The organism is Phenylobacterium haematophilum, assembly GCF_014196295.1.
In the GTDB taxonomy this organism is placed as follows: Bacteria; Pseudomonadota; Alphaproteobacteria; order Caulobacterales; family Caulobacteraceae; genus Phenylobacterium; species Phenylobacterium haematophilum.
Window position 1 is genome coordinate 627,461 of the sequence record NZ_JACIDK010000002.1, and the last position, 25,594, is coordinate 653,054.

Below are 25,594 nucleotides of genomic sequence, written 5' to 3' on the forward strand. Positions count from 1 at the left end.
CTAGAAGAGGTCGAGGTCCCCGGCGTCGGCCGCCGCCCGCGCGGGCCCGTCGCGCGTCACCCGCGCCAGCCGGTTGGCGAGGTCGCCGAGAGTGACGCCGGCGACGGCGTCGGTGAGATCGTAGGCGTCGCTCTCTGCCTGGGCCGACAGCTTGCGAGTGAAGTTGGCCAGGGCCGCCAGGTGTTGGGTCAGCACGTCAAGAGTCTGGGCCTCGTGCAGGGCGATGGCCAGCGGCTCGCCGCGGCTGGCGCGAACAAGCTGGGTCACCAGGGTCTCCAGGCGGTCGCACAGCTCGCCGGCGTGCTCCAACTCCTGGGCTATGGAGGCGAGCACCTCGGGGGTGCGCACGATCGCGGATTGGCTCATCAGAACAGCTCCACGGACCCTTCGTCCTCCACTGGCGCAGGGACCCGCGCTACAGGTTCGCGCAGACGGGTTAGCTCCGCGTTATCAGTGACGGTCCGCTGTTGCGCCCGGCCGGTGGTCGGCCAGTACTGCACCCGGCGCGCGGCCAGGCCGCCCAGGCTGGAGCCAACAACCGGAATGCCTTCGTCGCGCAGAAATTTTTCCGCAAAGGCGGCGTTCGAGGCGCCGACGTCCGACAGGCCGCCGAACATGCGGGCCCCGCCGAACAGTTTGGCCTCCAGGCGATCGCGACGTGCGCCTGAGCGCAGCAGTTCGTTGATCAGCAGCTCCATGGCGTAAGCGCCGTAGCGGCGGCCTTCGTCCAGGCCCTCCGCCTTGCCGCTCGGCAGGAGGAAGTGATTCATGCCGCCGACGCCGGTCTTCGGATCGCGCATGCACACCGCCACGCACGATCCGAGGATCGTAGTGAGCATGACATCGGGATCGCTGGAGATGTGGTGCTCGCCCTGCACCACATGGATCCGTTTTCCCGGCCGTCCAGAGACGTTCTCGACGATCATGTCAGGGGACCGAACACCGCTTCGATTTTTTCTTTGAGCGTCTGTGTGGTGAAGGGCTTCACCAGGTAGTTGTTCACACCGAATTGCACCGCGCGCTGCACGAGTTCGCGGTCTGCGCGCCCAGTGAGCATGATCACCGCGGTCTTGGAGGTCGGACCATGGGCGCGGATCGCCCGCAACAGGCCCAGGCCGTCGAGCTTGGGCATGTTGAAATCGGTGATCACCAGGTTGGCCGGCGCGGCGATCAGCTGACGCAGCGCTTCCTCGCCGTCCGGCGCTTCGCGGGTCTGAGCGATGCCCAGGGCGTTAAGGCTCGTGCGGATGAGCGAGCGCATGGTCTGCTGATCATCGACGATCAGTGTCTTGATGCTGGCGGCGGCGGGCATCAGGCGCTCCTATGGATGTCTGCGGCGGAGCAGAGGTTCAAGATGGCGGGGCCCATTCGCGAAAGGCCGACCTGCTTCTCGACGGCGCCCATTTCGAAGGCGACGCGCGGCATGCCGTAGACCACGCACGAGGGCTCGTCCTGACCCAGGGTGCGGGCCCCGGCCTTACGCATGGCCAGCAGGCCGGCGGCGCCGTCCCGGCCCATGCCGGTCAGGATCGCCCCGACCGCATGGCGGTTCAGCTTGGCGACCGACTCGAACAGCACATCGACCGAGGGGCGGTGGCCGTTGACCGGCTCGCCCGCGCGCATCCGGATCACCGGATGCGAGGCCGACATGACTTCCATGTGCAGGTCGCCGCCGGGGGCGATGTAGACGCGACCGGGCTGGAGACGGTCGCCGTCGCGGGCCTCGGTCACGTGGGCGCCGGAGATACGGTCCAGGCGCGCGGCGAAGCTCTTGGTGAAGGTCGCCGGCATGTGCTGGGTGATCACGGTCGGCGGGCAGGTCTCGGGGAAGGTCGACAGGATCGTCATCAACGCTTCGACCCCGCCGGTCGACGAGCCGATCGCCAGGATCGCATCGGAGGCGCGGTAGTCGCCGTCGCGTTCCACCGGCGTGGTCGGGCCGTTGTACGGCTTTACCCTTGCGCGGGCGGCGGCCTTCACCTTGGCGGTGAGGTCGTTGAACGCTTCCTGGGCGGTGACGCCGCCCACCGGCTTGCCCACGCAGTCGACGGCGCCGAGCTCAAGCGCCTCGAGGGTTACGTCCGCGCCGGCCTGGGTCAGGGTCGAGACCATGACGACCGGCGTCGGCCGCAGGCGCATGATCTTTTCCAGGAATTCCAGGCCGTTCATCTTCGGCATCTCGATGTCGAGGGTGACGACATCAGGATTGAGCTTCTTGATCTGCTCGCGGGCTTCCAGCGGGTCGTTGGCGAAGCCGAGGACCTCGATCTCAGGATCACGCTTCAGCGCCGCGGCGATCAGGCCGCGCATGGTGGCGCTATCGTCGACGACGAGGACTCCGACGCTCATCGGCCGCCTCGCAGGGCATAGGTGGTCAAACCGGTGGTCTCGAACTGGCTGGCGGCCGGTCCGGACACGCGTTCGGAATGGCCGATGTAGAGCGTCCCGCCGGGAACGAGCACCGGCGCAAAGCGGCTCCAGATCCGCTCCTGGGTCGGTTCGTCGAAGTAGATCACCACGTTGCGGCAGAAGATGACGTCGAACTTGCCCTTCATCGGCCAGTCGCCGATCAGGTTCAGCTCGCGGAACGCCACCAGTTCGCGCAGTTCGTCGGCGACTTCCCAGCCCGAGCCGGCCTTCTTGAACCACTTGCGGCGTAGGTCCAGCGGCACCGGGGCGACGGCGTCCTCGCGGTACACGCCCGCCTTGCCCTCGGCGATCATGTTCGGATCGATGTCGGTGGCCAGGATCTTGACGTCGAGGTTCGCAGCTTCCGGCAGGGCGCTGAGCACCGTGATGGCCATGGAGTAGGGCTCCTGACCGTTCGAGCAGGCCGCCGACCACAGGCGCACGCGGCCGCCGCGGCGGGCCGTCTCGGCCAGCTTGGGCATCACGACTTCGCGCAGGTGGTCGAAGTGGTGCGGCTCGCGGAAGTAGCGCGTCACGTTGGTGGTCAGCGCCGCCATCATGGCCTGGCGCTCGTCGACGCCCTGCTGTCCCTCGATCAGGCTGCAGTATTCGCGGAACGAGCGCATGCCCAGCGAGCGCAGGCGCTTTGCCAGGCGCGAATAGACCAGCGCGGCCTTGCCCTCGGCCAGGGCGATCCCGGCGTGGCTGTGCAGAATGTTGGCGATTTTCTTGAAATCGTCCTCGGTGAACAGGAACTCGCCTTCGACCAGTCCGGCCGCGGCGCCGCCCCTGGCGCGCGTATCGACTGGGCTCGTCATGCGGCCTCCGCCTCGGTCTCGGGCAGGACGCGGTCGAGCGAGATCAGGCTGACCATGCGCCCGTCGATAGCGAACAGGCCCTTCACGAAGGTCTTCACCTGGTCGCAGGCCACGTCCGGCGTCGGCTGCACCATGTCATCGCTGACGTTGATGATGTCGCTGACCGCCTCGACCAGTAGGCCGAGCGTGCGGCCGCCGACATTGACGACCATGATCACGTGGCGGGCGCTCGGCTCGCTGGTTGTCAGGCCCAGGCGCGCGCCCAGGTCGACGATCGGCAGCACCGCGCCGCGCAGATTGATGACGCCCTTCATGTAGGACGGCGTGCGGGGGAGGGGCGTGGCCGGGGTCCAGCCGCGGATCTCGCGCACCTGCATGATGTCGACGCAGAATTCCTGCTCGGCGATGCGGAAGGCGATCAGTTCGCGGCGCGCGCCGGCCGCGGCATGGGTCATCGGGTCAGTCATGCTCATCCGGCCATTCGCTTTTCGCTACGCGGCGCCGGCTTGCGCCGGTGCTGAGTGGTCACAAGGGCGTCGACGTCGAGGATCAGGGCGACGCGGCCGTCGCCCAGGATGGTCGCCGCGGCGATGCCGTCGATCTGCTGGTAGTTGGCTTCCAGGCTCTTGATCACCACCTGGCGCTGGCCCTGGATGGCGTCGACGAGCAGGGCCGCCTTACCGCCGCCCTCGCTTTCGACCAGGATCGCCACGCCCTGGCCGGCTTCCATCGGTCCGTCGCGGAAACCCAGCGACACGCCGACGTCGATGAGCGGCACGAAGGTGTCACGGATACGGATCACCGCGTCCTTGCCGCCGACATAGTGCACGTCTTCGGGGCGCGGGGTCAGGCTCTCGACGATGGCCGACAGCGGCGCGACCAGGGTCTGCTCGGCGGCGGTCACCACCATGCCGTCCAGCACCGCCAGGGTCAGCGGGAGCGACATAGTGAACTTCGAGCCCTTGCCGGGCTCGGATGAGATCGAGATGCGGCCACCGAGGCCCTGGATCGACCGACGCACCACGTCCATGCCGACGCCACGGCCGGAAATGTCGGAGATGGTCTCGGCGGTGGAGAAGCCGGGAAGGAAGATCAGGTTGTCGGTCTCTTCGTCCGACAGCACCGCGTCCTCGGAGATAAGGCCCTTGTCGATGGCGATGCCGCGCACGCGCTGGCGATTGATGCCGCGACCGTCGTCCTGGATCTCGATGACGATGCGGCCGCCGCGGTGCAGGGCGCGCATATGCACGACGCCTTCGGCCGGCTTGCCCGCTTCCGCCCGGCCTTCGGGCGTTTCCAACCCGTGGTCGATGGCGTTGCGCAGCATGTGAGTGATCGGGTCGGTCAACCGCTCGATGACGGTCTTGTCGACCTCGGTGCCTTCGCCTTCCATGACCAGGCGCACGCGCTTGCCGACCATGTCGGCGACTTCGCGAACCAGGCGCGGCATGCGCTGGAACACGCTCTTCACCGGCTGTGCGCGGATGGCCATGACGCTGTCCTGGATTTCCCGGGTCAGCAGTTCGAGGTCCTCGAGGCCGAGCACCACGTTCGACGAGCGGGCCAGGCCGCTCTCCAGCACGCGCTGGGACAGCATGGCCTGTTGGATGACCAGTTCGCCGACGGCGTTGATCAGGCGGTCGACGCGGTCGAGGTCGACCCGGATCGTCGCCTGGGCCGGCGCGGCCGGGGCGTTGGTGTTCGCGGGCGCCGCCGCCTTCGCCGCAGCGGGGGCGACAGCCGGCGCGGCGGGCGGCGGGACGGGTTCGGCCTGGGCGCGGGCGATCAGCGCGGCGACGTCCATGTCGGCGGCCGGCTCGGGCGGGGGCTCGGCGACCGGCTCAGGAATCGGTTCGGGCTCGGCCGCGGCGGCGGGCGCGTCGCCGGACACGCGGGCCAGCAGGGCGGCCAAATCCAGGGGCGCTTCGGCGCTGGCCTTGGCCAGGTCGTCGTCGCTCATCGGCACGTCGGCCTTGGGGGCCGGCTCGTCGCCGCCCTCGCGGACGATCGACAGGATGCAGTCGTCCTCGACGAACTCGAACACCTCGCGGATCGAGGCTTCGTCCTGCTCGGTGGTCAGGCGGATCGTCCAGCGCAGGTAGGCGCTCTCGGCCGCGATCTGGTCCAGCGGCGGCAGGTCGCTGTCGTCCAGCGTCACTTGCGTTTCGCCCAGGCGGGCCAGTTCGCGCAGCAGCAGCCCGGCCTCGTTGGCCTTGGCGTACATCTCGGTCTTGGGGGCGAACTGGATGATCCAGGCGCCGCCCGCGGCGGCGGGCTCCGGCTCCAGCGCCACTGGCGTGGGCAGGTCGAAATCCATGGCCGGCGCGCCAGCGTCGTCGTCGATCGAGACCGCCATCGGCACGAAGCCGAAGTCCTCATCGTCGCCCAGGTCGCCGTCGTCGGCCAGGCCGTCTTCGCCGATCAGCGACTTGAGTTCGGAGAGCATGCCCGCCGAGCGGGCCTCGTCGACGGTCGTGCCGTCGCGCGCGGCGGCGACATGGTCGGCCAGCACGTCGAAGGCGCGCAGCAGGGTTTTGGCGACCTCGTCGGTCAGCTCCATCTTCCCCGAGCGCAGATCGTCCATCACCGTCTCGAAGACGTGGGCGAAGCGGATCAGGTCTTCCAGGCCGAAAGCCCCGGCGCCGCCCTTGACGGAGTGCACCGCCCGGAACACCGCGTTGATGGTTTCACTGTCCGCGTCGCCGGCCTCCATGGCCAGCAGACCCTGCTCGGCGTCGGTCAGGAGCTCGTCGCACTCCTGGAAGAAGGTCTGCTTGATGCTCTCGAACGGATCCAACGGAACGCTCCGGTTGGGTGGGAAGATTTAGGCGGCGACCCGGCGGACGGCTTCGACCAGCTTCACCGGATTGAAGGGCTTCACGATCCAGCCGGTGGCGCCGGCCGCGCGGGCCCGCTCCTTCTTGGCCGCGTCGCTTTCCGTGGTCAGGACCAGGATCGGCGTGGCGCGGTGATCGGGATTGGCTCGCACGCCCTCGATCACGCCAAAGCCGTCGAGGCGAGGCATGTTGATGTCGGTGATGACGACGTCGGCGCCGTTGGCCTGCAGGACTTCCAGGCCTTCCACGCCGTCTACGGCCTGGATCACGGTGTATCCGGCCTGAACCAGGGCGTGGTTCAGCATTTCCCGCATGGTGCGGCTATCGTCGATCGTCAGGACGGTTTTGCTCACGAGAATCCCCCTAGGACTCGAATTGCAGCTCGGGCGCGCCGAACGCAGCCAATTGCTCTGAAAAGCCCGAAGACGGTTGATCCACAGTTAAGCTAAGGCCGTCCTCGGCCCAGATTTTGCGCGCCGACATCAAAACTTGCAGGCAGAGCCCGCCGAGGCGCGTGACCTGCGAGGCGTCAAGGCTCAGGGGGCGGCCGCGTAGGGCCATCAATTCGGCCCGCAGCGGCTCGGCCGCCTGCAGGTCCAGGATCGGCTGCAGGCTGACTACGGCGGGCGCCGTCGACGTCGTCATCTTCACTCCCCCCAAGCGGCCGCGTGCTGCGCCGCCTTAGAATTCTTCCCAACCGTCGGCCTCGGGCTCCGGCTTGCGGAGCGCTGAGCCGTCACGGCTCGACCGTCGCATCTGCGTGCTGGCGGCGGCCGGACGACGTCCGACCGGAGCGGCCTGCACCTGGCCGATGTTGAACCGCGCGACGGACCCGGAGAGGGCCTCGGCCTCACCCGCCAGGGCATGGCTCGCCGCCGTCGATTCCTCGACCATGGCGGCATTCTGCTGCGTGACCTGATCCATTTGGTTAACAGCGGTGTTGACCTGTTGCAGACCGACTGCCTGCTCCTGGGCGCTGGCCGCGATCTCGGAGACCAGCTCGTCGATCTCAGCGACACGGCTGACGATGCGCTGCAGGGCCTCGCCGGTTTCGCCGACCAGGTGCACGCCCTGTCCGACCTGCTGGCTCGAGGCGCTGATCAATGCCTTGATTTCCTTGGCCGCTTCGGCCGAGCGCTGAGCCAGGGCCCGCACTTCCGAGGCGACGACCGCAAAGCCCCGGCCGGCCTCACCCGCACGGGCCGCTTCGACGCCGGCGTTCAGGGCCAGCAGGTTGGTCTGGAAGGCGATCTCGTCGATGACGCCGATGATCTGGCTGATCTGTTGCGCCGATTGTTCGATTTCGCTCATCGCCGCGACGGCTTGCCGCACCACTTCGCCGCTCTTCTGGGCGTCACCGCGGGCGCCCAGCACAACGTCGCTGCAGGTCCTAGCTCCGCTGGCGGTCTTGTTGACGGTCGCGGTGATCTCGTCGAGCGCGGCGGCGGTCTCTTCCAGGCTGGCGGCCTGCTGCTCGGTGCGGCGGGACAGGTCGTCGGCGGCGATGCTGATTTCGCCGGCGCCGCTCTTGATGCCCTGGACGTTGGCGATGACCACCTTCATGGCGTCTTGGAGCTGGACCATCGCGGCGTTGAAGTCGGTCTTCAGCTGTTCTGCGTCCGGAGAGAACGGAGCGGTGATGCGGTGGGTCAGGTCGCCGTGGGCCAGTTTGCCCAGAGCCTCGGCGAGGGCGCCGATGGCGATGGCGTCTTCCTCGGCCTTGCGGGCCTTCTCCTCTTCGCGGGCGCGGCGCTCCGCCTCGGCGGCCGCGCGCTGCTCGGCGGTCTGGCCTTCGAGGCGCAGCTTCTCGATGCCGGCTTCCTTGAAGACCGCCACGGCCTGCGCCATCTGGCCGACCTCGTCCTTGCGGTCCATCGCCGGGACGATGGCGGTGAAGTCGCCCTGCGCCAGGCGGCGCATGGCGGCAGTCATGGCGGTGACCGGAGCGGCGATCATCTTGCTCAGCATCCAGCCGAGGCCGATGGCGATCAGCACCGCCAGGGTCAGGCCGATCGCCAGGCTGGCGGTCGCGGTGGCCGACGCCTTGACCTGCTGCGCCTGTAGCCGGGCCATCTCTTCGTTCATCGCCGCCTGAACGGCGTCCATCGCGTCTTCGGCGGGTGCGATCACCGAGTCGGCGGCCCCGTCCGGGCCCACCATGGCGATGGCCTGGTCGATCGTGGCCGGATCCGAGGCGAGCTTGACCCCGGCCTCGAAGATCTCGGCGTACCAGCGGTCAGCCGACGCCGAGGCGGTGTCGATCTTGGAGGCGAGCTCCGGGGAATCGGCGAGACCTGCGCGTGCTGCATCCAGGCGCTTCTTGAAGTTCGCCCGGTGCTTGTTCACCCGCTCGACATAGTAGTCGCTCTTCGACAGCAGATAGCCGCGATAGCTGTTCTCCTGCCGGGTCATGAAGAACTTGGCCTCGTCGAGGGCTGACAGCACCTCGCGGCTTTCGGTGATCTGTTCTCGGGCGTGGTCGAGCGTGCGCAGGTTGACCATCATCGCGCCGCCCATGCCGGCCATGGTGAGCACCACCGCAGCGAAGCCCAGGGCCAGCTTGCGGGAGATCTTCAGGTTGTCGAGAAACACGAGGCCGTCCCCAGGGTTCAGACCGCATCGCAGACAGCGCGACACGAGGCGAGCGCGCCCCAGGCTGATTTTCCGTACCAGATCCAAGAAGTTGCAGAGCCGACCTTACCGGTTCTACACTTGGAGAACATTGTTCTCAATAATACGAAAGATAGTCGCCTGCGACGTGCACTATTCTCCTACGAATACTTCAGCGATGTCGGCAGGCGTGCACTCCGCCACCCCTCAGCGCGTGTCCTACCGCTAGGTCGTTCCGGCTGAATAAATGGTTACTGCAACCGCGGGCGAAGGCGGCTTTATCCAGTGTTTGCGGGGGTTTGCGCGCCTTGGTGCGACAAGCCGCCGCAGTGGCGTTTTCGATCGGCAGGCGGCTTCAAACCTCAGCGTGTGTAGATGCAAATTCTACAGTTCTGGGTAATATAGTGACGGCTGAGTCATATTATACGAAAGTTCAATTCGAGATTTGCTCCGGTGCGCCGCAAGGCGTTCGGGTTCCGTTGGGTCATACTTGCAGGGCGCGGGCGAGGGTGCTCGCCTAGAGGCGACGACGCCCTGGGAGGACGCCGATGGACCTCAGACTCACGCCCGAAATGGAAGGTTTCCGCGACGAGGTTCGCAGATTCCTGACGAAACACCGCGATCGCTACGCCGGCGACGCCCCGCGTCCGCGTGAGGCTGCGCTGGAGTGGCAGCGGCTGCTGATCGAGCATGGCTATGCGGCGCGGACGATCCCCAAGGCCTATGGCGGTTATGGCGCCGCGCCAGACGTGTTGAAGTCGCGGATCATCGCTGAGGAATTCACCCGCGTCGGCGCGCCGCGCGGCTTCGCCAATCAGGGTATCTCGATGCTGGTTCCAACCCTCCTCGAGGTCGGGTCGGAGGAGCAGAAGCAACGCTGGATCGGCCCGACTCTGCGTGGCGAGGTGGTATGGTGCCAGGGATATTCCGAGCCGGGGGCCGGGTCGGATCTGGCGTCGCTGCAGACCAAGGCGGTCGAGGACGGCGACGACTTCGTGATCTCGGGTTCGAAGATCTGGACGAGCACCGCGGCGCAAGCCGACATGATCTTCTGCCTGGTGCGGACCGAGCCGGACGCCCCCAAGCACGACGGCATTTCGTATTTGCTGTTCCCGATGACCTCGCCGGGGATCGAGGTGCGCCCGCTGAAGACCATGACCGGTTCGGCCGAGTTCAACGAAGTCTTCTTCACCGACGTGCGGGTGCCCAAGAGCGCGGTGGTCGGCGGCCGCGGCCGCGGCTGGTTCGTCGCCAACGCCACGCTCAAGCACGAGCGTGGCATGCTGGGGGACCCCAACGCCACCGAAGCGCGGCTCCACGCCCTCATCGAACTGATGAAGTCTGAGACCGTCGACGGCCGGCGGTTGATCGACGACCCGGTCTTCTGCGACCGGGCCATGCAACTGCAGGCCCGCGTTCTGACCATGAAGTTCAACGGCCTGCGCAACGTGACCGCCTCGGTGAACGGCGAATCCAGCGGCATGGCCGGGCTGGTGGTCAAGTTGCAGGGCTGTGAACTGAACCACCAGATCGCCGCCCTGGCGATCGACGCGCTGGGCGAACTGGGCGTGCTCTACGAGGACGGTCCGCACCTACGGGCCAAGGGCTCGTGGCAGTGGAACTACATGTTCGATCTCGGACTGATCATCGGCGGCGGCACCGCTCAGATCCAGAAGAACATCATCGCCGAACGCGGCCTCGGCATGCCGCGCGAACCCAAGCTCGCGAGCGCCTGACATGGATTTCTCGATCACCGCCGACCAGAGGCTGATGCAGGAAAGCCTCGCCCGCACGCTGGAGGCGGCCGCGCCGCTGGAACGCGTGCGCAAGTTCGCCGCCGACCGGGAGGCGATCGCCCGCGACATCTGGGCAGCCCTGGCCGACTTCGGCCTGCCGGGCGTCGTCGTGCCCGAGGAGCATGGCGGACTGGGACTTGGCCTGCTCGACGCGGCCCTCGCGGCCGAGGCGCTGGGCCGGGCTGTCGCCCCAACACCGTTCCTGGGCTCGGTCGCCGCCTCGGTGGCGCTGGTGCGCGGCGGTAGCGCCGAGCAGCAGGCCCGCTGGCTGCCGAAGATCGCCTCGGGCGAGGTCGTCGTCGGCCTGGCCATATCCGAGGCGGTGGCCGGCGCGCGCGACGGCATGGGCGTGACCGCGGCGGGCGGGCGGCTGAGCGGCGGCGCGTTGTTCGTCACCGACGCCCTGGCCGCCGATCTGTTCCTGGTCGCCGACACCACCGGCGGTCTGCATCTGGTGGCCGGCGATGCAGCCGGCCTGACCCGCTCGGACGTGACCAGCATCGACCTGACCCGGCGGCTGGGCGAACTGGCCTTCGACGGCGTCGCCGCCGAGCCGCTGGCCGTCCACACCCTGGACGCCGTGCGCGACGCGGCCTGGACGCTGCTGGCTTCCGACACTCTCGGCGCGGCCGAGGTGATGATCGAGAAGGCCGTCGCCTACGCCAAGGAGCGCCGCCAGTTCGGCCGGGTGATCGGCTCGTTTCAGGCGGTGAAGCACCTGTGCGCCGAGATGGCGGCTGAGCTGGAGCCCAGCCGCTCGCTGGTATGGTACGCCGCCTACGCCTGCGACGACGCGCCGGCCGAGGCCGGGGTGACCGCCGCCCACGCCAAGGCCCACACTTCCGAGATCGGCCGTTTCATCGCCCGCACCGCCACCGAGGTGCACGGCGGCATGGGCATCACCGACTTGCTCGGCCTGCACTATTGGTTCAAGCGCATCGGCTTGAACCGCCAGCTGCTGGGCGGTCCCGAGCGAGTGCGCGGAATTGCCGCGCGGATGCAGGGGCTGGCGGCCTGAGCCGCAGCGCTTGCGTGCCTGACTCGAGCGCGTAGCGTCGGCGTCATGTCGCGCATCCTCATCCAGACGACGATCCCGACGACGCCGGACGACTGGCATCGGCCGCTTCGGCCTGACGACCTCGCCGCCGCGGCCGAGCAGATGGAACCGCAGCCCTAGGCGCTCAGCGTCGCCCGCTCGTCAGGATGGACAAGGTCGTGCAGTTCCGGCCGCTTGGCGATGTAGGCGCGGAAGAAGCCGCAATGCGGCCGCACCTTCAGGCCCTGGTCGCGGGCGTAGGCCAGCGCCGCCTGGGCAAGCTTCGAGGCTAGGCCCTGTCCCTCGAAAGCCTTGGGCGTCACCGTATGCGGAAAGACGATGCTGCCGCCGGCGATGCTGTAGTCGGCGAAGGCGGCCTCGCCGCCGGGCAGCGCGATCTCGAACCGGCTTGGCGTGCGAACGACCTCGCTCACGCGGTCATGCCCGGGCGCTCGTCCGGGTGGACCATGGCGTGCAACTCGGGGCGCTTCTTCATGTAGGCGTTGAAGAACGGACAGTGCGGCCGCACCCACAGCTTCTCGTCGCGCGCGAACTGCAGCCCGGCCTCGACCAGACGCTTGCCGACGCCCCGTCCGGCGAACGCCTCGGGCACCACGGTGTGGGGGAAGATCACGCTGTCGCCGCGCACCTTGTACTCGGCGAAGGCGACGTTCTCGCCGACACTGATTTCGAAGCGTTTATCGGTGCGGACCACTTCTGGGAGGTCGGTCGCTTCGGTCATCGTCGGTCTCCTAGGTTGGACTGAAATTTAGGGCGCTCTCAGTCCTTGCGCCACTCGCTGATCACGCTGCCGGTGTCGGCGTCTTCGAACGCCACCCGATCGAGTTGGGCGGCGGCGATGCAGAGCGGCCGCCGGTCCGGCGTCTCGGCGCGGCAATGAATGGTTCGCCCGTCGGGAAAGGCGGCGAAGCGGCCCTCAAGCACCAGCCGGTAACCCCTGGCCGGGATCGGCGGCGGCGCTTCGCCTTCGCTGCGTACGGTGAAGCTGTACGCGCGCCCGTTACGCCGCCCGAAACGCGAGCCCTCGGGCTCGAACACCGCCGCCAGTCCAAGAGTCTGCGGGCTCGGCGCCGGCGCAGCCTCTGCGTCGTCAACATCCGCGGCCCGCGCCGCGGCCGGAGGGCAGTGGTCCGACTGGAGCCAGGGCCTGTCGATCCAGTAGCCCTCGACAGCGTCCCAGACCTTGGCCTCGACCGCAGCGGCGACCAGCGGCGAGCCGCTCCAGTCGGCGGGAGTCAGGCTTAGCTCCGCCGCCCGGCCCTTGGCCCGGAGGGTGCGTCCTGCCAGTCCGGGAGCCGGCTTGGCGTCCGGATTGCAGCCGAACGGGGTGCGGATCGTGAAGCTGCGCCCGGCCAGCGGGTCTGTCCCTTCCGCGGCGACGCCCGAGGCATAGGCCGAGGCGGCTGTCGTCGCAGCCGCCAGCAGGTCGGCGCGGCTGAGCGTTGGGGGCGGCGCAATGATCTTCGGGATTTCCGGCGGCGGCGGCTCGATCTTCGGCGGGGGAGGCGGCGGCGCGGTCTCTTTCGGACCGCAGGCCAGGAGCAGGAGAGCGGGCATTACGACGGCGCCGAGGCGAGCCGGTCTCCGGCGCGCTGAGTTCACATCTGCGGGAGGCATGGGAGCAAGGCTAGCATGTGACCGCCCGTACGTTCCAAGAACCTTGGCGTGAACGTCACGGAAGGCGCGCCCTCACCGATGAACTTCGATCAGATCGCCGCCCTCGTGGTGCTTGTCGGCGTCGTCGCCGTGCTGATCCACGGACGGATCCGGTCGGACGTGGCGGCGCTGTCGGCCGCCGCGGCGCTGTTGCTCTTGGGCGTGATCCGTCCCGTCGAGGTGCAGGGCGCCTTCGCCAGTCCGGCGGTCATTGCGCTCGCCTCGCTGTTCGTCATCGCCTACGCCATCGAGCTCTCCGGCCTGCTCGGCCTGATGATCCGCCAGGCGACCAAGATGTGCGCGCGCCTGGGCGAGAAGGGGCTGTGGCTGGTCATCGGCCTCTGCGGCGCGGTGGGCGGCTTCCTCAACAACACGCCGATCGTCGTGCTGGCCGCGCCGGTGATCCGCGACGTGGCGGCCTCAATCGGGCTCTCACCGAAACGCTTCCTGATGCCGCTCAGCTACGTGACCGTGATGGGCGGGCTGCTGACCCTGATCGGGACATCGACCAACCTGCTGGTCAATGACATGGCCCGCAACGCCGGCCAGCCTACCTTCGGCCTGTTCGAGATCACCCCGGTGGGTCTCTGCGTAGCCGGAGCCGGAGCGGTCTACCTTTATCTGTTCGGCGTACGCCTGCTGCCCAAGGGCGATATCATTCCCAGCACCTCCGCCCCGATCCCGCTGGGCGAGGCGCGGGGCCACGAGGGTGGGGCGGGCGATGCGGTGCTCGGCGACGTGGCGTTGTTTAGCGCGGCCGACCGCCCGCTGCAATTTGGCAAGGCGCTGACTTCGCTGGCGGTGTTCGTGGCCGTGGTGGCGGCCGCGGCTTTCGGCGCGGCGCCGATCTCGGCGGCGGCCTTCGCCGGTGCGGTGTCGCTAATTCTGCTGAGGGTGATCAGCGCTGAGGAGGCCTATGCCGGCTTGCGGCCTGACGTGTTGCTCCTGATCGCCGGCATGGTCGTGGTCGGCATGTCGATCGAGGTCACGGGCCTGGCCGCCGCCGGCAGCGAGTTCCTCATCGGATTTATCCGCCCGTTTGGCCCGCTGGCGGCGCTGATCATCCTCTACGGCGTGACCCTGGTCGCCACCGAGTTCCTGTCCAACGCCGCCGTCGCGGTGCTGGTGACGCCGATCGCCGTGGCCCTGGCCGAAAGCCTGGGCGTCGATCCGCGCCCGTTCCTGGTCGCGGTGATGATGGCGGCCAGCGCCGCATTCGCCACGCCGTTCGGCTACCAGACCAACGTTCTGGTCTTCCAGATGGGCGGCTACAGCTACATGGACTTTGTCCGTCTCGGCGTGCCGCTCAACCTGGTCACTTGGATCGCCGCGATGATCGCGATCCCGGTGTTCTTCCCGTTCTAGGGGCGCACGTCGAACACCAGGTTGAACGGCGTCTGGGTGGCGCGCTTGAAGTGGGTGAAGCCGGCGTCCTCGGCCACCTGCCGCAGCCGCTTCTCACCGGCTTGGGCCCCTAGCCCCATTCCGACTTCCTGGCTGAGCGAGGCCGGCGTGCAGATCATGGTCGAGGCCGAATAGAAGATCCGACCAAACGGATTGAGGTTGTCGGCCAAATCGTCGTTGGCGAACGGCTCAACCAACAGCCAGCTGCCATCGGGGGCCAGGCTCTCGCGGATGTGCTTGGCCGCGCCGACCGGGTCGCCCATATCGTGCAGGGCGTCGAAGATGGCGATAATGTCGTAGGCGCCGCCGTTGAAATCCTTGGCGCTGGCGACCTCGAACGTCAGGCGGTCCGAAACGCCGGCCTCCTTGGCCGCCTCACGCGCCCGCTCGATCGACGGCTCGTGATAGTCGAAGCCATAGAACTTCGAGTTGGGATAGGTCTTGGCCATCAACACGGTCGAGGCGCCGTGCCCGCAGCCGACGTCCGCGACCCGCGCCCCGGCCTTCAGCTTGCCCTCCATGCCGTCCATCGACGGGATCCACTCGGTGGTCAGGTGGGCGTTATAGCCGGGCCTGAAGAACCGCTCGGTGCCGCGGAACAGGCAGACGTCGTGTTCATGCCAGCCCAGGCCCTTGCCGTTCTTGAACACCGCTTCGACCTTCGGCTCGTCCCGGAACATCGCCGCGAGGACTTCGAAGCCGCCCGCCATGAACGCCGGCCCGCCCTCGTCGGCGAACACCATGGCCTGCTCGGGGGTGAGGAAGAACTCGGACTTCACCGGGTCGTATTCGACGTAGCCGGAGGCCGCCTGGGCGGCCAGCCATTCGCGGACGTAGCGCTCGGTGGTGCCGGTCTGCGAGGCGAGCTTCAGCGAGGTGGTCGGCCCGCTCTTGGCCATCGCCTTGTAGAGCCCGAGCTGGTCGCCGAGGATCACCAGCGCCGCCGAGATGGCCGCGCCCATGTCGCCGAGCATCTTGCCTTGGAACGCTTCGAGTTTGGATTGATCGACTTGCACCTGGCCCTCCTTCGGTTTGCGGGGCGTGCATTTCGGATGTCGATGTTCTGGCACTCTGGGCGCTGCGTTTGAAGACATCAGGCCGTGCGCCCGTCGCCTTCTGATTGCGGCCTTCCCTCGGCTGGCGAACGGAAGGAGACGAGGCCATGCCGAAGGCATGCCAGGTGGTCAATGCAGGCCATCAGGACGCGCGCCGGCGGAAGGCCAGCACGTTGTCGATTTCACGGTCCGGGGCTTCGGGTGGACGGGCGGCCTCGATGGTCGGCAGCCGCAGCACATAGCCGCTCATCGCCAGCGCCTGTGCGACCAGGCAGGCGGCGGCGGGGAACGGCGCGCGCGGATCGTCGGCCAGCAGCCAGGCCAGATGCGCGTCGAGCCGGGCGTAGTCCTCAGCCTGAGCGGCCGCGAACAGGGCCAGCACCGACTGCTCGTCGCGGGTCAGGCGATAGGAGCCCGGCGCGGCCAGGGTGATCTTGCGTCGGCCCGACAGGCCGAGCTCGCGGACAAACACCGTCAGGGCGGTCAGCGCCTCGATCCCCAGCGGGCCGCAGCTTTCCTCGAACTGACGGCGCACCAGGCGGCAGTCGCCGGCGCCGAAGGCCGCAGCGCGAAACGCCCATAGCAACATGTGCTCGCCGTGGGACAGGTCGCAGAGGCGGGCGTGGTCGTCCGGCCGGTGAGCGTGCTGGGGCATGGGGTAGGCTCCTTGGACTCTCTCGACCGTATTGCTACTGAGAATGACTCGCAACAATCATTTTGCATTCGGGCTGATTTCACCCTCGGCCGGCGCTTGACGCCGCCGGGCGCTGGTCGCCCAATGGTTCAAACACGCGTTTGGGAGGCGCTCCATGATCAAGACCAAGATCACCGAGATGCTCGGGATCGAGTACCCCATCGTGCAGGCGCCGATGGGCTGGATCGCCCGTAGCCAACTCGCCTCGGCGGTATCCAACGCCGGCGGTCTAGGGATCATCGAGACCTCGTCCGGCGAGCTCGACGCCGTCCGCGACGAAGTCCGCAAGATGCGCGACCTGACCGACAAACCGTTCGGCGTGAACATCGCCCAGGCCTTCGTCCGCGACCCGGACATCGTCTCCTTCGTGGTCGACCAGGGCGTGAAGTTCGTCACCACCTCGGCCGGCGATCCCAACAAGTACTGTTCGGCGCTGAAGGAGGCCGGCCTGACCGTCTTCCACGTGGTGCCGTCGCTGGGCGCGGCGCTGAAGGCCATCGAGGCCGGCGTCGACGGGCTGGTGGTCGAGGGGGGCGAAGGCGGCGGGTTCAAGAACGCGCGGGACGTCTCGACCATGGTGCTGCTGCCGCTGGTCTGCTCGAAGGTGAACGTGCCGGTGATCGCCGCCGGCGGGATCACCGACGGCCGCTCGATGGCCGCGGCCTTCGCGCTCGGCGCGGAGGGCGTCCAGATGGGCACGCGCATGGTGTCGTCCGCCGAGAGCCCGGTCCACCAGAACTGGAAGGACGCCATCGTCGGCGCCAAGGAGACCGACACGGTGTTTCTCAACCGCTTCGGACCTGGCCCGGCGCTTCGGGCGCTGCGCACCGAGAAAACCGGAGCCTACGAGCGCGAAGGCGGCGAGGGCGTGATGGCCGAGTTCGCCCACGCCAAGGAGATGTACTTCGGCGGCGATCTCGAAAAGTCGATCCCGCTGACGGGTCAGGTCGCCGGTCGCATCGATGCGGTGAAGCCGGTGGCCCAGGTTATCGCTGAGACGGTCGCCGAGTTCGAGGCGACGGTGAAGACGATGGGCCAGCGCTGGGGCTAGGCCGCAGCGCTCACCGGGCGAAAGCTCTCCTCGTCGAACAGGGCGTCCCAGTCGGCCCAGCTGTCGGCGGCGTCGCGCAGGCGGGCGTCGTCGCGGACCGTGTGGACCTGGCCCTCGGCCTCATCCCAGATCACCGTCAGGTCGGCCAGCCGCCAGGCGTCTTCGCCCAGCTTGCCCTGGGCCTGCAGCTGCTCGATCATGCCGGCCGACAGACGCAGCTTCAGGCGCTGGCCGGACATCCGCACCGCGACGTCGGCGTGGGTGATGACCTCGTCGATCATCTGCGCGCTCGCCGGCGCCATCGGTCGGCGGGCGGCGAACAGGAACATCGGGTCGGCATAGGAACGGCGGAACGGGGTCACTCGGGCGGCGGCGGACATCGGGAAGCTCCTTTCCTCTCGGCAGGTTCTTGTTAAAGTGCCGATGCGTCAGAATCGGACGCATCGTTGTTCTGGAAAAGTTCTCATGCGTCATGAGAAGGCCGCCCGCCTCCTCGAATTGGCCCGGATGCTGGCCTCGTCCGCCGAGGGCCTGACCCTCGACGAAATGGCCGAGCGCCTGGATGTCGGCCGCCGCACGGCCGAGCGGATGCGCGACGCCGTCCGCGAGGCGTTTCCACAGATGGAGGAGGTCGAGGACCCGCCGACCCGCCGCTTCCGCATCCCGGCTGGCCTGGACGGCATCTTTCAGGCGCCCAGCGCCGACGAGTTCGCCGCTCTGCGCGCCGCCGCCGAGCAGTTCAAGGCCGCGGGCGCCCGGGCCCGAGCCGGCGCGCTGCTGTCGCTGGAGCAGAAGGTGCTTTCGGCGATCCGCGCCGGCGCACGCCGCAAGCTAGCCCCCGACCTCGAGGCGTTGCTAGAAGCCGAGACCATGGCCGTCCACGCCGGCCCGCGCCCGTTCGAGGACGAGCAGGTGCTGGGCGCGGTGCGCGAGGCGATCATTTCGCTGCGCCGCCTGCGGCTGCGTTACGAGGGCGGCTCCTCGCCCGGCAGGGTGCGCGAGATCACTCCCTTCGGCCTGCTGTTCGGCCGCTCGAACTATCTGGTCGGCGGCGAGGGGGATTCGCCGGAGCCGCGCACCTGGCGCCTCGACCGCATCCGCGACATCGAGGTCTCCGACGTCGCCGGTTCTCGCCCTGCGGGATTCTCGCTGCAGGCGTTCATGAACCGCAGCTTCGGCATCTATCAGGACGAGGTCGAGGAGGTGGTGCTGCGCATTCTGCCGCACGGCGCCGAGGAGGCGATGGGCTGGCGCTTTCACCCGACCCAGTCGATCGAGCCCCAGGACGGCGGCTCGGTGATCGTGCGCTTCACCGCCGGGGGCATGCGCGAACTGGCCTGGCACCTGTTTACCTGGGGCGACAAGGTGGAAATCATCGCCCCGCAGCGGCTAAGGAGCGTCATGCGTGAAGAGCTGGCCGCCGCGGCCCGGGCCCACGGCATGAAGGACACCTGAGATGAGCGCCACCGACGGCTTCGTGCTGAACCAGACCATGCTGCGGGTGAAGGACCCGGCCAAGACCGTGCCGTTCTATCGCGACGTCCTGGGGATGACCCTGGTCGACCGTTATGACTTCGAGGCGGGCAAGTTTTCGCTGTACTTCATGGGTTATCCGGGCGGCGAGGTCCCCAGCGATCCGGCCGAGCGTGTGAAATGGGTGTTCGAGCAGCCGGCGCTGCTTGAGTTCACCCACAACTGGGGCACAGAGGACGACGCCGACTTCGGCTATCACAACGGCAACAGCGAGCCGCGCGGCTTCGGCCACATCGGCGTATCGGTGCCCGACGTAGACGCCGCCTGCGCCCGCTTCGAGGAACTGGGCGTCGAGTTCGTCAAACGTCCGAACGACGGCGCCATGAAGGGCATCGCCTTCATCAAGGACCCGGACGGCTACTGGATCGAGATCTTCTCCGGCGCGAACCTGAAGGGCCTGATCACCGCGATCCGCGCGAGCTAACTGCGCCCTTCCGCGTTCTTCCCAAGGGCCTGCACCATGGCCAGCTGCGGGAGCCGCCTATGCCGATCCTGACCCCTCGCGCCGACGGCCTGGTCGAGAGCGCGACGCCAGTGCTGTTGCCGGTTATGGCGCCGCGGCTGCAGGGCGAGCTGTCGGCGGCGGGCTTCGGCGATCTGGCGCTGTGGGGCGAGGGCGACCTAGGCCGCATCCGGTTCGAGCCGCTCGCGGGCCCCTATGTGTACGGACCGAACATCCTGACCACGCCTGGCGGCGGGATCTTCGTGGCTCAGGAAGCACCGGTGATGGTGATCCGCGGCGTGGCCTATCGCGGCTTCACCCCGGCACGGCGCTGCGCTTCCTGGGACCGCATTCACCATCCGAAAGCCGGCGTGCGGCGCGAGAAGACCCGCCGCCGCGTCGATCTGCCCTGGGCCAACGTGCTGATCGAGCAGAGGGGGCAGGATCTGGTGATCGCCGCCGGGACCGACATCGCCGAGGCCGAGCGCGCGCTGCATTTCTCGGTCGACACCATCGTCGCCGAGTCGCGGGCTTACGCCGATCACTGCGATCAGTTGCGCGAGGCCGACCCCATGCTGCGCAGCATGGTCATGCAGGGGACGCATGCGGCGCTCTCCAGCATCCGGCGCGACGAGCGCGGTCGCTTCGACGGCCTGGCCGCTGGCCTGCACTATTCGGCCCCGGCCCGCACCTATTACCGCGACGGCTACTGGACCCTGCAGCTCTTGCTGGAAGCGGCCCCGGCCATGGTCCACGAGCAGATCGAGATGCTGGCCTCCGGCGTACAGCCGGACGGCGAGGCGCCCAGCGGGGTCATCGTCTCCGGGCCCGAGCAGGCCAAGGCCTGGGAAGAGCTGCGCACCACGGTGTTCGGGCTAGATTGGATTCACACCCGCTCTAACGACTGGTGGAGCGATCACTTCGACTCGCCTCTGTTCTTTGTGCTGGCGATCGGCGACTACGAGCGAACTTGCGACGACGACGGGCCCGCCGAACGTCACTGGCCACTGATCAAGGCGATCTTCGAGCGCTACCGCGGCTTCACAGAGCAGGGGCTGCCGGTTAAGCCGCGCCACGACCGCGATTGGGCCGACAACGTCTACCGCGGCGGGTTCGTCGCCTATGACCTCGGCCTTTGGGTGGGGACGCTGGACGTGATCGCGCGGCTTGGGCGGAAGATCGATCCGACTCTCTCAGGCGAAGCGCGGGTGCTGGCCAAGCAAACCCGCGAGGCGCTCGACGCGGCGCTGTGGGGCAAGGCCGGCTGGTACGCCGACTACCACGCCCCGCCCGGCCTGGAGGACGTCGAGCCGACCCTCGAAGATCATCTGGCGCTCGACAGCCTGACCCTGCTCCGGCACGACGCGGTCCCGCCCGACCGGGCTTTGCAGGTGCTGGAAGCGGTGCGCACGCGCCTGGAGAGTCGTCACAACGCGACCCAGACCTATGGAGACTGGGGCGTGATGTGCTGCTTTCCGCCCTACAAGCACAAGGCCGACACCCGCTCGAAATCGGCCTTCGCCTATCGCTATCACAACGGCTCGGATTGGCCCTGGCTGTCGGGGATGTACGCCGAGGAGCGCCTGCGCCGCGGCCTGCCCGGCTGGCGCTATCCGATGCTGCGCTGGTGGGAGACCTGCCTGGAGCAGGGCTGGATGGGCGCGGTCGAGTACTTCGCGCCGCCCTGGGGACGCGGCTCTCTGCTGCAGGGCTGGTCGGGAATGCCGGCGGCGGCGGCGCTCAAGTACCGCGATGTGGTGCTGGCGGGCGATCCGGACGCCTGAGCCTCAGCGGTCGATCGCCAGCGCGAAGTACTCGCGGTCGAACAGCCGATAGTACAGCCAGTGCGGTAAGCGGTCGGCATAGGGCCGCACGTCGGCGATGACCTTGGCCTGCGAGGCGCGGATGTCCAGCAGCCGCCGCTTGCGCCGTCCCTGCGCCACGATGTTCACCGCTACGGTCGGCATCCGCGAACAGGTCGCGGGTCACCGGCAGGCCGTCGTCGTTCAGTTGCTTTCGGGCGAGCCAGAAGGTCGCTCCGCCCATCGCCGCCGCCAAAGCCGGCAGCAGCCACATCAACGGAAGCAGTCCACCGCCTGGCCGATCCACGCGGCCAGCGCCTCCTTCTTGTCCAGCGGCGTCGCCCCGTGGCGCACCAGGATCAGGTCGAGCTCGGGGACTAGCACCGTGAACTGGCCGTCATAGCCGTTCGCCGAAAACGAGCCTTCGCCGGCGATGCCCAGCCACCAGTGCGCGCCATAGCCGAGCTCGCTGGCGCCTGGCTGCTGGTAGGTCGGGGTGCGTGCGTAGTCGACCCAACCTTCGGGAAGCAGCCGGCGGCCTTCCCAGACGCCGTCGCGCAGATAGAGCAGGCCGAACCGCGCGAAGTCGCGGGCGCTGGCGTAGCAGAACGAAGAGCCGATGAAGGTGCCGGCGGCGTCGAATTTCGGGCTCGCGGTCTTCATGCCGAGCGGGCCGAACAGGCGCTCCTGCATGAAAGCCTTAAGGTTTCCGGCCGCATCGCCGGCGGCGCGGGCGATGATGTTGCTTGTGCCGCTGGCGTAGGACCAGAAGGCGCCCGGTTCATGCTCCAGCGGCAGACTGGCGGCATAGTGGGCAACGTCGCCCTTGCCGGACTGGAACAACATCTCGATTACATCCGAGACGCTGCCCGGAACATAATCTTCGACGAACTTCAGCCCGCTCGACATGCGCAGCAGCTGATCGAGGGTGATGGCTCCGCGCGGGTCGCCCTCGGCGCTCCACTCGGGCGCCTTGGCCGGGGCGTGGATGTCTAATTTGCCGTCCAGCACCAGCATCCCGACCAGCGACTGGGTGATGCTCTTCGCCTTGGACCAGGAGGGATAGGTGGCGTCGGGACCGTGGCCTTCGCCATAGCGCTCGAAGATCAGCTTGCCGCCCTGGACGATGGCCAGGGCGTGGGTCTCCCCGACGCTGCCGCCCTCGAAGGCCTGCGCCAGCAGCGCGTCAAACCTCTCGCGTTGCAAGCTTCCAGGCAGCGCACCTTCAGGCCAGGCCTCGGTCGGCCAGGGAACATCGGCGGGTTGGGCGGGCAGGGGCGCGAGGGTCATGACGCAAGACTGGCCGCAACGGGGCGCCTTGTCATCCGTCATGCGGGGCCTCAGGCCGCCTGCGCCTCGACCTCATGCGGCGACTCGGCAGCCTTCTCGTCGCCGCGTGACAGCAACAGGTAAGTGACCGGCGTCGCGACTCGGCTGAGGAAGGTCGAGGTAATCAGCCCGCCGATGATGGCGATGGCCAGCGGCGAGTAGAGGCCCGAGCCCTCGAGCGCCAAAGGCAGCAGGCCGCCGATCGCCGTCACCGAGGTCAGCAGCACCGGCAAGAAGCGCACCTCGCCGGCCTTTTCGATCGCCTCGCGCAGACCCATGCCGCTCTTGCGCAACTGCTCTGTGAAGTCGACCAGCAGGATCGAATTCTTGATCTCGATGCCGATGAGCGCGATCAGCCCGATGGTGGCGGTGAAGGACAGCGAATGTCCGGTCAGCCACAGCGCCGCCACCGCGCCGAACAGGCCGAGGGGGATCACGCCGGCCACGACCAGCGCCGTGCGGAACTTGCCGAACTCCAGCACCAGGATGGCGAGGATGCCGAACACAGCGACCAGGATCGCCGCGCCGAGGCCGGCGAAGCTCTCGGACTGCGCCTCGGCCTGCCCGCCGAGCGACAGGGTGTAGCCGGCCGGCATCGGCAGCTCCTTGGCCAGCCGGGCCTCGACGTCGGCGGTGACCTTCGAGGTCAGGGCACCCGTGCGGACCTGCGAGGTGACCGTGACGGTGCGCTCGCGGTCGTAGCGGGTGATCAACGCCGGGCTGGAGCGGAAGGTGGGCTGGGCGACCGCCGCCAGCGGGGCCGACTGTCCGTCGGCGGTCGGCACGTGGATCTGCGACAGGGCCGAGAGCTCGTTACGCTCGCCCATCGGCAGGCGCACGCGCACCGGATAGTCGTCGCCGTCCGGGTCGCGGTAGCGCGCCGCATCCTCGCCCGACAGCGCCAGCCGCGCGGTGCGCCGCGCCGCGCCGGCCGGCATGCCCAGCGCCGCGGCCTTGGCTTCGTCGAGGCCAAGATCGATGTCGGTGCGGTCGAGCCGCAGCGGGTTCTCGACGTCGCGGGTTCCGGGCGTCGTCTTCATGATCTGCTCGGCGCGGGCGGCCAGCGCCTTCAGCACGTCGAGGTTCTCGCCGGTGATGCGGATGGCGACCGGGGCCTCGATCGGCGGGCCGTTCTCGAAGGTGACGATGCTGATCCGCGCGCCGGGATAGCGGGCGAAGTCGGCGCGCAGGGCGTCGAGCACCTCCTGGCTCTTGCCGGGCTCCCAGGCCTTCAGGCTGGCGAACACCTCGCCATAGCTGGCCTGGGTCTGGCGTTGCTGCTGGTTGTAGAAGATCTGCGGGTTGCCGCGGCCCAGGTTGGCGGCGGTCCAGGCGATCTGCGGCGTTGCCTTCAGCCGCGCCTCCACGTGCCGCAGGGCCTGGTCGGTTTTGGCCATCGACGATCCGTCGGCGGTCTCGACGCGGACCAGGAACTGCGGGGTCTCGGCCGGCGGGAACAGGCTGGAGCCGATGGCGCCCAGCAGCGGCACGGTGGTGGCGCAGATCGCGCCGATAATCGCGACGGCGACCCATGGCCGGGCCAGGGCGCGGTGCAGCACCGGGGTGTAGAAGCGGTGGATCGCGCCGTTCACGGCCCGCAGGATGGCGTTGCCCTCCGGCTCCTCGTGGCGCGAGAGCATGCGGCTGGCCAGGAACGGGATGATGGTCAGCGCCACTACCAGGGACGCGCCAACCGTCGCTAGCACCGTCACGGGCAGCGAGCGGATATAGGCGCCCGAGCCGCCGGGCAGGGCCAGCAGCGGCAGGAAGGCGAACATCAGGGTCGCGGTGCAGCCGATCACCGCCAGGGTGATCTGGCGCGTGCCATTGATCGCCGCATCGAGCCGGCTGGCGCCCTCGCGCAGGTGGCGGGCGATGTTCTCGGTGACCACGATGCTGTCGTCGACCAGCAGCCCCAGCGACAGCACGAAGCCGGCGATGGCCAGCTGGTTGACCGTGAAGCCCAGCGCCTGCAGCACCGAGAGGCCGATCAGCAGCGACAGCGGGATCGACAGCATCACCACCCCGCCGGCGCGCAGGCCGAGCGGCAGAAGCGTCACCATCACCAGGGCCAGCGCCAGGCCGAAGTCACGGAACAGCCGCGAGAGCCTGTGGGCGACATTGTCGGCCTGCACAAAGCCGCGCTCCAGCTTCACGCCGGCGGGCAGGGTTTTCTCGAAGGCGTCCAGGGTCTGCTCCACGCCCTTGGTGACGCGGGCGACGTCTGCGCCGTCCTTCTGGGCGACGGTGACGAACACCGCGCGCTGGCCGTTGAAGCGCGCCAGGTGGTCGGCTTCCTGCTGGGCCCAGCTCACCTGGGCGACGTCCTTGAGCCGCACGACCTGGCCATCGACCGCCCGCACGGGGGTGTCGGCGACGGACTGCAGGTCCCGGAAGGCGCCGCCGGCCTTCACGTTGAAGCGCCGCTCGCCGGCGTGGGCGGCCCCGACCGGGGTCTCGGCGCCGGCAGCGCGCAGGGCGTCGGCGACCGCCGTCGGCGGCAGCTGCATCGCCGCCAGCTTCGGCAGGTCGATCGCCACCCGCACCTCGGACGGCGGCGCGCCCCAGTAGCGTGCCTCGCGCACGCCGGGGGTGCGGTCCAGCCGCTCGCGCAGGGTGTCGGCCAGCTTCTCCAGTCGCCGCATCGGCAGGTGTTCGCTGACCAGCGCCACTTGGACGATGGCGACCTCGGTGGTGCGCGCGCGGCGCACTTCCAGCTGGGCCAGGCCCGGCGGCAGGCTGGGGCGCAGGGCGTTCACCTCGCGCACGACCTCGTCGTACTTGCGCTCGGTGTTGACGCTCCAGTCGAACTCGACGCTGACGATGGCCGCGCCGTCCAGGCTGGTCGAGGCGATCTTGCTGACGTCGTCCAGGCCGTCGAGAGCGTCCTCGATCGGGTCGGCGACCAGCTGCTCCATCTCGGCCGGCTCGGCGCCGGGTAGCACCGCGCGGACGATCACCACCGGAATGGGGAAGTGCGGATCCTCGGACCGCGGCGTGGTCATCAGGGCGTTGAGGCCCAGCATGGCCAGCAGGGCGAAGGCGACCAGCGTGAACTGCCAGTTGCGGACGGCGAAGGCGGCGACGTCGAACCTCATCGG

General features: G+C 68.5%; 26 protein-coding genes. 7 read left to right on the top strand and 19 right to left on the bottom strand.

What is annotated here, in order from left to right:
- The 10 genes from GGQ61_RS09005 to GGQ61_RS09050 are packed head-to-tail and all read right to left on the bottom strand — an operon-like array spanning nt 1 to nt 8,656.
- Nucleotides 1-366: a hypothetical protein gene (locus GGQ61_RS09005; RefSeq protein WP_183771681.1), complete on the bottom strand. Its 366-nt coding sequence runs from the start codon at nt 364-366 to the stop codon at nt 1-3.
- Nucleotides 366-926 (bottom strand): chemotaxis protein CheD, encoded by a 561-nt coding sequence (locus GGQ61_RS09010; protein WP_183771683.1) that lies wholly within the window; start codon nt 924-926, stop codon nt 366-368. Before GGQ61_RS09010 ends, GGQ61_RS09005 begins: the two co-directional genes overlap by 1 nt.
- The gene (locus GGQ61_RS09015) at nt 923-1,312 is read right to left on the bottom strand and encodes a response regulator (RefSeq protein ID WP_183771685.1); all 390 of its coding nucleotides are present in this window, start codon (nt 1,310-1,312) and stop codon (nt 923-925) included. Before GGQ61_RS09015 ends, GGQ61_RS09010 begins: the two co-directional genes overlap by 4 nt.
- On the bottom strand, nt 1,312-2,349 hold the full coding sequence (locus GGQ61_RS09020; RefSeq protein ID WP_183771687.1) for a protein-glutamate methylesterase/protein-glutamine glutaminase: 1,038 nt from the start codon (nt 2,347-2,349) through the stop codon (nt 1,312-1,314). The genes GGQ61_RS09015 and GGQ61_RS09020 overlap by 1 nt, the downstream gene beginning before the upstream one ends.
- Nucleotides 2,346-3,227: a CheR family methyltransferase gene (locus tag GGQ61_RS09025; RefSeq protein WP_183771688.1), complete on the bottom strand. Its 882-nt coding sequence runs from the start codon at nt 3,225-3,227 to the stop codon at nt 2,346-2,348. The genes GGQ61_RS09020 and GGQ61_RS09025 overlap by 4 nt, the downstream gene beginning before the upstream one ends.
- Complete coding sequence (locus GGQ61_RS09030; RefSeq protein ID WP_183772442.1) at nt 3,224-3,694, bottom strand: chemotaxis protein CheW; 471 nt, start codon at nt 3,692-3,694, stop codon at nt 3,224-3,226. The genes GGQ61_RS09025 and GGQ61_RS09030 overlap by 4 nt, the downstream gene beginning before the upstream one ends.
- 2 nt (nt 3,695-3,696) lie before the next feature.
- Entirely contained in the window at nt 3,697-6,024 is a 2,328-nt protein-coding gene (locus GGQ61_RS09035; RefSeq protein WP_183771690.1) for a chemotaxis protein CheA, read from the bottom strand.
- Between the two features lie 27 nt (nt 6,025-6,051).
- The gene (locus GGQ61_RS09040) at nt 6,052-6,417 is read right to left on the bottom strand and encodes a response regulator (RefSeq protein ID WP_056017186.1); all 366 of its coding nucleotides are present in this window, start codon (nt 6,415-6,417) and stop codon (nt 6,052-6,054) included.
- A gap of 10 nt (nt 6,418-6,427) precedes the next feature.
- Nucleotides 6,428-6,709 (bottom strand): STAS domain-containing protein, encoded by a 282-nt coding sequence (locus tag GGQ61_RS09045; protein ID WP_183771692.1) that lies wholly within the window; start codon nt 6,707-6,709, stop codon nt 6,428-6,430.
- Between the two features lie 36 nt (nt 6,710-6,745).
- On the bottom strand, nt 6,746-8,656 hold the full coding sequence (locus GGQ61_RS09050) for a methyl-accepting chemotaxis protein (protein WP_343056095.1): 1,911 nt from the start codon (nt 8,654-8,656) through the stop codon (nt 6,746-6,748).
- A gap of 566 nt (nt 8,657-9,222) precedes the next feature.
- On the opposite strand from GGQ61_RS09050, the gene GGQ61_RS09055 reads away from it, so the two are divergent.
- Together GGQ61_RS09055 and GGQ61_RS09060 are read left to right on the top strand one after the other, a co-directional pair.
- Nucleotides 9,223-10,410 (top strand): acyl-CoA dehydrogenase family protein, encoded by a 1,188-nt coding sequence (locus GGQ61_RS09055; RefSeq protein ID WP_183771694.1) that lies wholly within the window; start codon nt 9,223-9,225, stop codon nt 10,408-10,410.
- A 1-nt stretch (nt 10,411) separates the two neighbouring features.
- Nucleotides 10,412-11,488, top strand: a complete 1,077-nt coding sequence (locus GGQ61_RS09060; protein ID WP_183771696.1) for an acyl-CoA dehydrogenase family protein — start codon at nt 10,412-10,414, stop codon at nt 11,486-11,488.
- Between the two features lie 155 nt (nt 11,489-11,643).
- On the opposite strand, the gene GGQ61_RS09065 is transcribed toward GGQ61_RS09060, so the two are convergent.
- The 3 genes from GGQ61_RS09065 to GGQ61_RS09075 are packed head-to-tail and all read right to left on the bottom strand — an operon-like array spanning nt 11,644 to nt 13,084.
- Nucleotides 11,644-11,940 carry an N-acetyltransferase gene (locus GGQ61_RS09065; RefSeq protein ID WP_183771698.1) on the bottom strand — a complete coding sequence of 99 codons (297 nt, stop codon included), beginning with the start codon at nt 11,938-11,940 and terminating at the stop codon, nt 11,644-11,646.
- On the bottom strand, nt 11,937-12,248 hold the full coding sequence (locus GGQ61_RS09070; protein ID WP_183771699.1) for a GNAT family N-acetyltransferase: 312 nt from the start codon (nt 12,246-12,248) through the stop codon (nt 11,937-11,939). The genes GGQ61_RS09065 and GGQ61_RS09070 overlap by 4 nt, the downstream gene beginning before the upstream one ends.
- A 38-nt stretch (nt 12,249-12,286) precedes the next feature.
- The gene (locus GGQ61_RS09075) at nt 12,287-13,084 is read right to left on the bottom strand and encodes a hypothetical protein (RefSeq protein WP_246370594.1); all 798 of its coding nucleotides are present in this window, start codon (nt 13,082-13,084) and stop codon (nt 12,287-12,289) included.
- A gap of 138 nt (nt 13,085-13,222) precedes the next feature.
- Here GGQ61_RS09075 and GGQ61_RS09080 point away from each other — a divergent pair, with 138 nt between their 5' ends.
- Nucleotides 13,223-14,548, top strand: a complete 1,326-nt coding sequence (locus GGQ61_RS09080) for an SLC13 family permease (RefSeq protein ID WP_183772446.1) — start codon at nt 13,223-13,225, stop codon at nt 14,546-14,548.
- On the opposite strand, the gene GGQ61_RS22165 is transcribed toward GGQ61_RS09080, so the two are convergent.
- Both GGQ61_RS22165 and GGQ61_RS09090 read right to left on the bottom strand, forming a co-directional pair.
- Nucleotides 14,545-15,603, bottom strand: a complete 1,059-nt coding sequence (locus tag GGQ61_RS22165; RefSeq protein ID WP_221220929.1) for a methyltransferase domain-containing protein — start codon at nt 15,601-15,603, stop codon at nt 14,545-14,547. The two genes, GGQ61_RS09080 and GGQ61_RS22165, sit on opposite strands and share 4 nt — an antisense overlap.
- Before the next feature lie 181 nt (nt 15,604-15,784).
- Nucleotides 15,785-16,297, bottom strand: a complete 513-nt coding sequence (locus GGQ61_RS09090; RefSeq protein ID WP_183771705.1) for a hypothetical protein — start codon at nt 16,295-16,297, stop codon at nt 15,785-15,787.
- A 154-nt stretch (nt 16,298-16,451) separates the two neighbouring features.
- Here GGQ61_RS09090 and GGQ61_RS09095 point away from each other — a divergent pair, with 154 nt between their 5' ends.
- Nucleotides 16,452-17,387, top strand: coding sequence for an NAD(P)H-dependent flavin oxidoreductase (locus tag GGQ61_RS09095; protein ID WP_183771707.1), 936 nt, complete (start codon nt 16,452-16,454; stop codon nt 17,385-17,387).
- Here GGQ61_RS09095 and GGQ61_RS09100 read toward each other — a convergent pair.
- Nucleotides 17,384-17,767: a hypothetical protein gene (locus GGQ61_RS09100; RefSeq protein WP_183771708.1), complete on the bottom strand. Its 384-nt coding sequence runs from the start codon at nt 17,765-17,767 to the stop codon at nt 17,384-17,386. The genes GGQ61_RS09095 and GGQ61_RS09100 overlap by 4 nt on opposite strands.
- Before the next feature lie 85 nt (nt 17,768-17,852).
- Between GGQ61_RS09100 and GGQ61_RS09105 the strand changes: the two genes are divergently transcribed.
- The 3 genes from GGQ61_RS09105 to GGQ61_RS09115 are packed head-to-tail and all read left to right on the top strand — an operon-like array spanning nt 17,853 to nt 21,146.
- Nucleotides 17,853-18,842 carry a helix-turn-helix transcriptional regulator gene (locus tag GGQ61_RS09105; protein WP_183771710.1) on the top strand — a complete coding sequence of 330 codons (990 nt, stop codon included), beginning with the start codon at nt 17,853-17,855 and terminating at the stop codon, nt 18,840-18,842.
- A 1-nt stretch (nt 18,843) separates the two neighbouring features.
- Nucleotides 18,844-19,344, top strand: a complete 501-nt coding sequence (gene gloA / locus GGQ61_RS09110; protein WP_183771712.1) for a lactoylglutathione lyase — start codon at nt 18,844-18,846, stop codon at nt 19,342-19,344.
- A 59-nt stretch (nt 19,345-19,403) separates the two neighbouring features.
- Nucleotides 19,404-21,146: a glucosidase family protein gene (locus tag GGQ61_RS09115; RefSeq protein WP_183771714.1), complete on the top strand. Its 1,743-nt coding sequence runs from the start codon at nt 19,404-19,406 to the stop codon at nt 21,144-21,146.
- Nucleotides 21,147-21,149: 3 nt separating this feature from the next.
- On the opposite strand, the gene GGQ61_RS09120 is transcribed toward GGQ61_RS09115, so the two are convergent.
- The 3 genes from GGQ61_RS09120 to GGQ61_RS09130 all read right to left on the bottom strand — a co-directional run bounded on the left by GGQ61_RS09120 (nt 21,150) and on the right by GGQ61_RS09130 (nt 25,591).
- A complete protein-coding gene (locus GGQ61_RS09120) occupies nt 21,150-21,329 on the bottom strand; it encodes a hypothetical protein (protein ID WP_183771716.1) in 180 nt (59 codons plus the stop codon).
- A 108-nt stretch (nt 21,330-21,437) separates the two neighbouring features.
- A complete protein-coding gene (locus GGQ61_RS09125) occupies nt 21,438-22,454 on the bottom strand; it encodes a serine hydrolase domain-containing protein (protein ID WP_183771718.1) in 1,017 nt (338 codons plus the stop codon).
- A 50-nt stretch (nt 22,455-22,504) separates the two neighbouring features.
- Nucleotides 22,505-25,591: an efflux RND transporter permease subunit gene (locus GGQ61_RS09130; protein ID WP_183771720.1), complete on the bottom strand. Its 3,087-nt coding sequence runs from the start codon at nt 25,589-25,591 to the stop codon at nt 22,505-22,507.
- Between the last annotated feature and the right edge of the window lie 3 nt (nt 25,592-25,594).